Here is a 7346-nt window from a genome sequence, read left to right as displayed (position 1 = left end):
CAAAACAAAAACAGCACCCACACCCCGCATTTTCTGCTCCCAACCCCGCCCCCCCCTTCCCCCCGGAAACCCTGTCTCCCCCCCCTCCTCGGAGCGCGACCCCACGGTGCGTTCCATCGGGGCACCCGCCCGGGGCGGGCACCTCGTCGTTAAGTCTTGCTACCTCTTGACCCCAAGAAGAACTAAGTGGACCTTCACGGTGACGGCCGTGGACACTTCGGACATGACACGACGACAGCCCTTCGGCCGCGCCCTGGTCGCCATGATCACACCGTTCACCCCGACGGGTGGACCGGACCTGGACGGAGCCCGGAAGCTCGCCGAGCAGCTCGTGTCCGAAGGCTGCGACGGCCTCGTCCTGAACGGCACCACCGGTGAGTCGCCGACCACCACCGACGCCGAGAAGACCGCGCTCGTGCGCGCGGTGCGCGAGGCCGTCGGCGACCGGGTGAGCATAGTCGCGGGCGTCGGAACCGCGGACACCCGCCACACCGTCGACCTGGCCGCGTCCGCCGAGGCCGCGGGTGCCGACGGGCTCCTCGTCGTCGCCCCGTACTACAGCCGCCCGCCGCAGGCCGCCGTCGAGGCGCACTTCCGCCGGGTGGCGGACGCGACCGGCATCCCGCTGATGCTGTACGACATCCCCGCTCGCACCGGCACCCGCATCGCCCCGGAGACGATGCTGCGCCTGTCCTCCCACCCGCGGATCGTGGCCGTGAAGGACTGCGCGTACGACCTGCTCGGCAGCACCAAGGTGCTCACCGGCAGCCCCCTCGCGTTCTACTCGGGCTGCGAGGAGCTCAACCTGCCGCTGTACGCGGTGGGCGGAGCGGGGTACGTCAGTACGGTGGCGAACGCGGCACCGCGGGCGATGAGGGCCGTGCTGGACGCCTTCGACGCGGGCGGGACGACCGAGGCGGCCGAGCTGAACCGCCGCGCACTCCCCCTCACCGAGTTGATGATGGCGTCGGGCCTACCGGGCGCGGTGACGGCGAAGGCACTGCTCACCGCGTTGGGACTGCCGGCCGGACCGGTCAGGGAACCGCTGCAGCCCGCGGACCGCGGGGTGGCCGAGGCACTGCTCGCTGCGCACGAGGAGCTGACGCGGTAGGCGTGCCCCCGCCCTCCGGCATCAGGTGGCGCGCGGCCGGCACCGGCCGGATGGCCGCGCGCCGTCGACGAAGCGCGACCGTCGGCCGGGTGCCCTCCGGTGCTTCCGGGGGTTCCAGGGACAGGCCGGAATGCCACCGCGACGAGGGCACGAAGGGGCTGCGCGTCGCCCGGTGCGGCCGGCTCGCCCCGCACGAACGCCCTCCCGTGCCGTCCTGGGGCCCGGAAGGGGGTTCGAGGTGACCGACTCGACAGTCGACGACAGCTCGGCAGCACGTCGGGGAGCTGAGTGGCAGGCCGCCGCGACCGAGACCGCCGACGATCAGTTGTGGCTGTGCAGGACCTCGTTGAGGCCGCCCCAGACCGCGTTGTTCGGACGGGCCTCGACGGCGCCGGTCACCGAGTTGCGGCGGAAGAGGATGTTGGAGGCGCCCGAGAGCTCACGGGCCTTGACGATCTGCCCGTCCGGCAGCGTCACGCGCGTGCCGGCGGTCACGTACAGACCGGCCTCGACGACGCACTCGTCACCGAGCGCGATGCCGACACCCGCCTCGGCACCGATGAGGCAGCGCTCGCCGATGGCGATGACGACGTTGCCGCCGCCGGAAAGCGTGCCCATCGTGGAGGCGCCACCACCGATGTCCGAACCGTCGCCGACCACGACGCCCGCGGAGATCCGGCCCTCGACCATGGAGGTGCCCAGGGTTCCGGCGTTGAAGTTGACGAAGCCCTCGTGCATGACCGTGGTGCCCTCGGCGAGGTGCGCGCCAAGGCGGACCCGGTCGGCGTCGGCGATCCGCACGCCCCTGGGAGCGACGTAGTCCGTCATCCGCGGGAACTTGTCGATCGACGTCACCTGCAGGTGCAGCCCCTCGGCACGGGCGTTGAGCCGCACCTTCTCGACGTCGTCGACCGCGACCGGACCGAGCGAGGTCCAGGCGACGTTGGCGAGCAGCCCGAAGATGCCGTCGAGGTTCTGGCCGTGCGGCCGTACCAGGCGGTGCGAGAGCAAGTGCAGGCGCAGGTAGGCCTCGTGCGCGTCCAGCGGCTTGTCGTCGAGCGAGGCGATCACCGTACGAACGGCGACGATCTCGACCCCGCGGCGGGCGTCCAGGCCGATGGCCTTGGCCGCACCGGCCCCGAGGAGGTTCACGGCCTCGACGGGCGTGAGGCGCTCGGTACCGGCGGGGCCGGGCTCGGCGGAGAGCTCGGGCGCGGGGAACCAGGTGTCGAGGACCGTGCCGTCACCGGCGATGGTCGCGAGGCCGGCGGCGACGGCGCCGGTGGTACGAGGTGCAGTGGTGCTGTCGGGCGAGTCAGTCATATGCAGAACCTAACCGGCGGGGAGGGGCGGGGGCGAACCGGTCTCGGGTGCCGGTCGCGCCCCCGTGCGGTGGTTCCAGCCGTTCACAGGGTCTCCGTCTCTGCTGTCGGTCGGGGTCACGCCTCCTGCCACCCGCAGCCTCCCGGCAGGTTCACGGCGGGAGCGGTGCTACCCCCTCGCCAGCACACGGGTCAGCATCTCGCGGGCGTTCGCCTCGTCGTACGGCGAGCCCGTCAGCAGCGTCTGGAGGCAGATGCCGTCCATCAGGGCCACCAGGGCCCGCGCCGTCTTCGGGTCGGTACGGCGGGCGAGGTCCTCGGTGACGCCGTCGGTCCATTCCGCGGCCACGGGCCGCAGGGCGGGCCGCCGGAGAGCGGCGAGGTAGAGCTCGTACTCCAACTCCACGCCGGTGCGTTCGCCGCCGAGCCATTCCCCCATCAGCCGGGCCAGCTCCCGCGCGACGTCGCCTTCGGGGTCGGCGAGCGCGCCGCTCTCGCGCAGGGCGGCGCCGAAGCCCTCGTTGGCCTGCTGCAGGGCGGCGACCAGCAGTTCGTCGAGCGAGGCGAAGTGGTACGTCGTCGATCCCAGCGGGACGTCCGCCTCCGCCGCCACGGTTCGGTGGCTCAGCCCACCGATACCGCTGCGACCCACCACCCGGAGCGCCGCGTCGATGATGCGCTGGCGCCGCTCGGGGTCGTACCGACGTGCCATCAGTGCGCCCCGCCGAGATTGAGGACCACGACTCCGACGATGACGAGCGCGATGCCCATCAGTTTGGCGGCGCTCACGGACTCGTTGAGGAACAGCATGCCGATCGCGGCGATGGCCGCGGTCCCGATGCCGGCCCAGATCGCGTACGCGGTCCCGACGGACATCGTCTTGAGCGTCTGGGCGAGCAGGAAGAAGGCGAGTACGTAGCCCCCGGCGGTGATCAACGAGGGCCAGAGGCGGGTGAACCCATCGCTGTACTTCATCGCCGTCGTACCGGCGACTTCCGCCGCGATGGCCCCGGCCAGCAGTGCGTATCCCATGAGTACGAGCGTACACAACGATGGGTACGACCGTACGCATCAACACGCCGCCCGGCGGCCGTCGCATCCCGGGCACGTGAGGACGGGACGGAAGGGAGAGGAACGGGGAGGAGGACACGCATGCCGGACGCCACGTGGGTGGGGACCACAACCGGGCCGGCTCGACGGGCGGGTGCGGGCACGGCGGGCAGCTCCCTCCGCGTGCGCACCAACGCCGCGGCACCTTCACCAAGATCCTCACCCCTGGCCACAGCCACCTGCGCCGCGGCCGCGCCTACGGCACTACCCGCAAAGAGGCCCCGGCCAAGCTCACTGAGAAGTTCGCCGCCGGCAACCACGGCTCGCCAGGCGTACGCAGACTTCCGCTACACCCGTAACCTGCGGGCCACCTCCGGCGGCCGCACCCCCTGCTCGAACATCTCGGCGACCTCGAAACGCACCGCCTCGTGCTTCGCCCGAACCGCAGCGGCCAAGCCGCCGCCATCCGCGTACCTCATGACGACGATGCACCACCCGCCAACGCTCGCTGTCACCCCAACCTTTCAATCTCAGCGTCAAACGACTCAGAAGCCCCACCGAGATTGCTCTCGGTGGGGCTTCCGACATACCCAAGGACATTCCGTCTTGCTGTTGCGGAAACAGACGGATCAGAGCAGATCTCTATCCATCAGTCCAGTTGATTCAGTTCAGCACGGATTCTTTCTGCTTCGGCGCGAGCAGCAGCCGCTTCGGCGGCAGCTCTCTGGCGATCTTCCTGATATATGAGAACGCCGGCCAGTGCATCCAAAGCGTCTGCAATCCTTTCCCGCCACGCAGCAAAAGATTCAGTTTCACGCCCACCCGGAGGCCTTTCGGATCGCACTTCTCTCAATTTTTGAAGTGCGGCGCGCAACTCTGGAGAGACAGGCACGAGACTCACCCGCGTCCACCGATTTGAGGCAAGAACCGCTGGCAGGCAGGGCATGGTGCGATCAGTTCACCATGATCCTCAATTGGGAACGAATTCCCTCTACCGCCACCGCCGATCCTGACAGACTGGAATTTCGCCCCCTCTAGCGGGATGCCGGCGCTCTCGAACTGAATGGCACACCCAACTTCCCCGCACCCGCCATGGTGTCCGGAATTAGCTACTGCCCTCGCTGTCTGCGGAGGCATTGCACCACTGCGCGTATCCGTTGCATAGGAGAAACGGACATGCTCTCCATCCGCAGAGGTAATCTTCGTGGCAACATTGGGACGCGATTCCGGACTCATATTCAGCGCCTTGTCTGCGAAGTCGAGCAAGTCATCATCGGCCTCCCCACAGTTGTGAACGAGTACCGGAGTCTCGCCCGCCAGCACATAGTACGTGTGCTACGCGGTACCCCTCTACCTGCTTCTTCGCAGGTCAGCGCGTGGTTTGCGTTCCGTTGGTGTCCGTGGTTGTGCGGGGAAATCCGTGGTTGTTGCCGTCGCTACTGCCGTCAGGGCCCGGTGGCCGGTGCTGGTGCCCCTTCTGGCTTCGTCGGTCATCGCCGGGTGTATCGGGCAACTGTGTACGCGGTGGGGCCGGTAAGCCCTGTCCCTGTGCCGTCGAGCATGTCCAGGACCTCGAAGCCGGCGCCCTCCGCGTAGCGTTCGAGCTCTTGGGGGAACAGGACACGTCTGCGGATCTCGTCTCGGGCCTCGTCGCCTGAGGGGAGCATCCAGTGCCGATACATGGTGTTGATCTGGGTCCGCAGGTCCCATGTGTGGCGGATGGTGACGGTCGCGGGTCCCGTCGGGGTGTCGACCGTGGCGGTGGTCGGCTCGGTCCGGGTGATCGGGGCGATGGGGGAACACAGCACGAGCAGCGCTGTCGGCTGGGCGTGGGCGGCGAAGGTGGCGAAGACCTGGCTGATCGCCTCGTTGTCGTGCACATAGGCGAGGCTGTTGCCCAGGCAGGTCAGCACGTCCATGCGGCTGCCGAGTCGTACGGTGCGCATGTCGCCAGTGCGGATGTCCAGCCCCGGACGGGCCTGGTGCGCGTAGTCGACCATGTCGGGCTGGAGGTCCACGCCGATGCACTTGAAGCGCTTGGCGAGGATCTCCAGGTCGCGACCGGTACCGCATCCGAAGTCGACCAGGGTCCGGGCATCCGGCTGGTGCAGCTCGATCAGGGTCTGGCACATTTCGGCGCTCGTGCTGTCGGACTGGACCACGTCGTAGAGTGCCGGATCGCGGTACAGGAGGTTGGTGGCTTCCACGTGCTCGGCTTCCGTGTCGGGGCTGGTCACATGAGGCTTCGCAGTCCGACCTCCAGGGCAAGCACATCGCACAGCAGATCGGGGACGACCGACGCGGAGTCGGCGTCCCTCCGCGCCTTGGCGAGAGCCTTGCCGTCAACATAGCCGAGGTCCACCAGGATGGACTCCTTCAGCATGTCATCCAGTACGGGCAGACCGTAGGACCGCAGTCCCTTCTCCAGGACGGCCAGGAAGTTCTCCGGTTCGGCCGGCGCGGCCACCCACTCGGGTACCCCGGCCCGTCTGATCCGCTCGCGGAACAGCGCCTTGCCGCGCTTGTGCTTGTGCGGTACCTGCTCCATGAACCGCACGATCCGCGGGTGGGCGAGCGGGCTCACTGGCCAGATTCCGGCCCGGAGGAATCCGGGGTTGTGCATCCCGAACGCCATCAGGGTCGGTACGGGCAGTGCCGGGATGGGCGCCAGATGCTCGTTCAGCTCGGCGAGTGCTCGGGCTGCCTTGACTCCGAGCCACGGTACTGGTTCGGGTGTCGGCAGTTTGGCCTGTGTCCTGGAGTGGTGGGCGTTGATCTCGTCGCCGCCGCTTCCGGTGAGCATGATCTCGCACCGCCGGGCGGCTGCCTGCTCGCGCACGACATCGAACGCCTCCTGGTAGAAGGCTCCCGCCGGATCGTGCGGCTTGCGCAGAGCGCGTACGCCTCCGGGGCAGAAGGGTGGGTGCTGCGTGGCGGGGGTGGCCGTGTCTCGGAAGCCGCAGTGCTCCACAAGGGCCCGGCGCCGCTCGCTCTGTTGCCTGCCGGTGCGTCCTCCCACCAGCAGGCCGAAGCTGTACACCTCGGGGAAGCGGGCCGCCTTGATGGCCAGGGCGACGTTCCCGGAGTCCGCGCCGCCCGACAGTTCGACGCCCACGCATCCGGTTGCCGTCGGCGCCTGGCGGATCACGTCGGTCAGTAACTCCTCCAGAGCGGCGAGTGGATCAACGCCGGGACGCAGCGTACGTGGCTCAAGTACGTGTTCGGCGGGGTCGGGGTAGTGGATGCTGAGTCCCGAAGGGGTGAACGTGGCCGTTGCCCGTTCGGTGAGGCGGTAGACGCCTTGGAAGAGCATCTCGGACGTGTAGCGGTGCTGCCTCGTCAGCGTGCGGGCGACGACACGCGCCACCAGACGGTCTGCCCGCAGATGCGGTCGCAGCAGTGTCAGGTCCCACGAAGCGTGCAGTTCCCCGGCCTTCTCTGTCAGATAGAGCGGAGCTGTACCGAAGACACCCGTCGCCAGGCGGGCTTGTCCGGGCTCCATGGTGAGTTCGACGAAGTCGGCCTCGTCCCGCTTGCACTCCTTCACCCGGACCCGTACGCGCGGCGCTTGGTCGTCGTTGACCTCCATGACGAGAGTGGACACGTTCGCGGGCTCGATCCAGCTCTCGCCGTTGATCCAACGGCCGCCCTCTGATCTCCACTTGGGCTCCTGGAGATCGGCCAGGTGCAGACGCATCGACAGCATGTCGTCCCTTTCCGATGTCGTGCGGCGGGGGGGGGGGGGGGGGGGGGGGGCCCCCCCCCCCCCCCCCCCCCCCCCACCCCCCCCCCCCCCCCCTCTGGGGGGAAAAAACCCCCCACCAAAGCCAAAGGACGTTTCTTCTCCCCCCCTTCCACCCCCC

The 7346-nt window shown here is 68.8% G+C and carries 8 protein-coding genes; 1 reads left to right on the top strand and 7 read right to left on the bottom strand.

The window, feature by feature from the left end:
- The first annotated feature begins 223 nt into the window (after positions 1-223).
- On the top strand, positions 224-1111 hold the full coding sequence (gene dapA, locus ACFXOM_RS05775) for a 4-hydroxy-tetrahydrodipicolinate synthase (protein ID WP_385037063.1): 888 nt from the start codon (positions 224-226) through the stop codon (positions 1109-1111).
- A 321-nt stretch (positions 1112-1432) separates the two neighbouring features.
- Here the strand turns inward: dapA and dapD are convergent, their stop codons facing one another.
- The 7 genes from dapD to ACFXOM_RS05740 form a co-directional block, all read right to left on the bottom strand.
- The gene (dapD, locus tag ACFXOM_RS05770; protein ID WP_384935680.1) at positions 1433-2434 is read right to left on the bottom strand and encodes a 2,3,4,5-tetrahydropyridine-2,6-dicarboxylate N-succinyltransferase; all 1002 of its coding nucleotides are present in this window, start codon (positions 2432-2434) and stop codon (positions 1433-1435) included.
- Between the two features lie 168 nt (positions 2435-2602).
- Positions 2603-3145, bottom strand: coding sequence for a TetR/AcrR family transcriptional regulator (locus ACFXOM_RS05765; RefSeq protein WP_384935683.1), 543 nt, complete (start codon positions 3143-3145; stop codon positions 2603-2605).
- A complete protein-coding gene (locus ACFXOM_RS05760; protein WP_384935686.1) occupies positions 3145-3465 on the bottom strand; it encodes a DMT family transporter in 321 nt (106 codons plus the stop codon). The genes ACFXOM_RS05765 and ACFXOM_RS05760 overlap by 1 nt, the downstream gene beginning before the upstream one ends.
- A 365-nt stretch (positions 3466-3830) precedes the next feature.
- On the bottom strand, positions 3831-3962 hold the full coding sequence (locus ACFXOM_RS05755) for a hypothetical protein (RefSeq protein ID WP_385037060.1): 132 nt from the start codon (positions 3960-3962) through the stop codon (positions 3831-3833).
- A gap of 184 nt (positions 3963-4146) precedes the next feature.
- Entirely contained in the window at positions 4147-4305 is a 159-nt protein-coding gene (locus ACFXOM_RS05750) for a hypothetical protein (RefSeq protein ID WP_384944736.1), read from the bottom strand.
- Between the two features lie 668 nt (positions 4306-4973).
- Positions 4974-5720, bottom strand: coding sequence for a class I SAM-dependent methyltransferase (locus ACFXOM_RS05745; protein ID WP_385037057.1), 747 nt, complete (start codon positions 5718-5720; stop codon positions 4974-4976).
- On the bottom strand, positions 5717-7189 hold the full coding sequence (locus tag ACFXOM_RS05740) for an asparagine synthase-related protein (protein ID WP_385037054.1): 1473 nt from the start codon (positions 7187-7189) through the stop codon (positions 5717-5719). Before ACFXOM_RS05740 ends, ACFXOM_RS05745 begins: the two co-directional genes overlap by 4 nt.
- Positions 7190-7346 lie beyond the last annotated feature (157 nt).

This window comes from Streptomyces sp. NPDC059169 (genome assembly GCF_042755225.1).
Taxonomy (GTDB): domain Bacteria; phylum Actinomycetota; class Actinomycetes; order Streptomycetales; family Streptomycetaceae; genus Streptomyces.
This window is presented reverse-complemented; position numbering and strand designations above follow the sequence as displayed.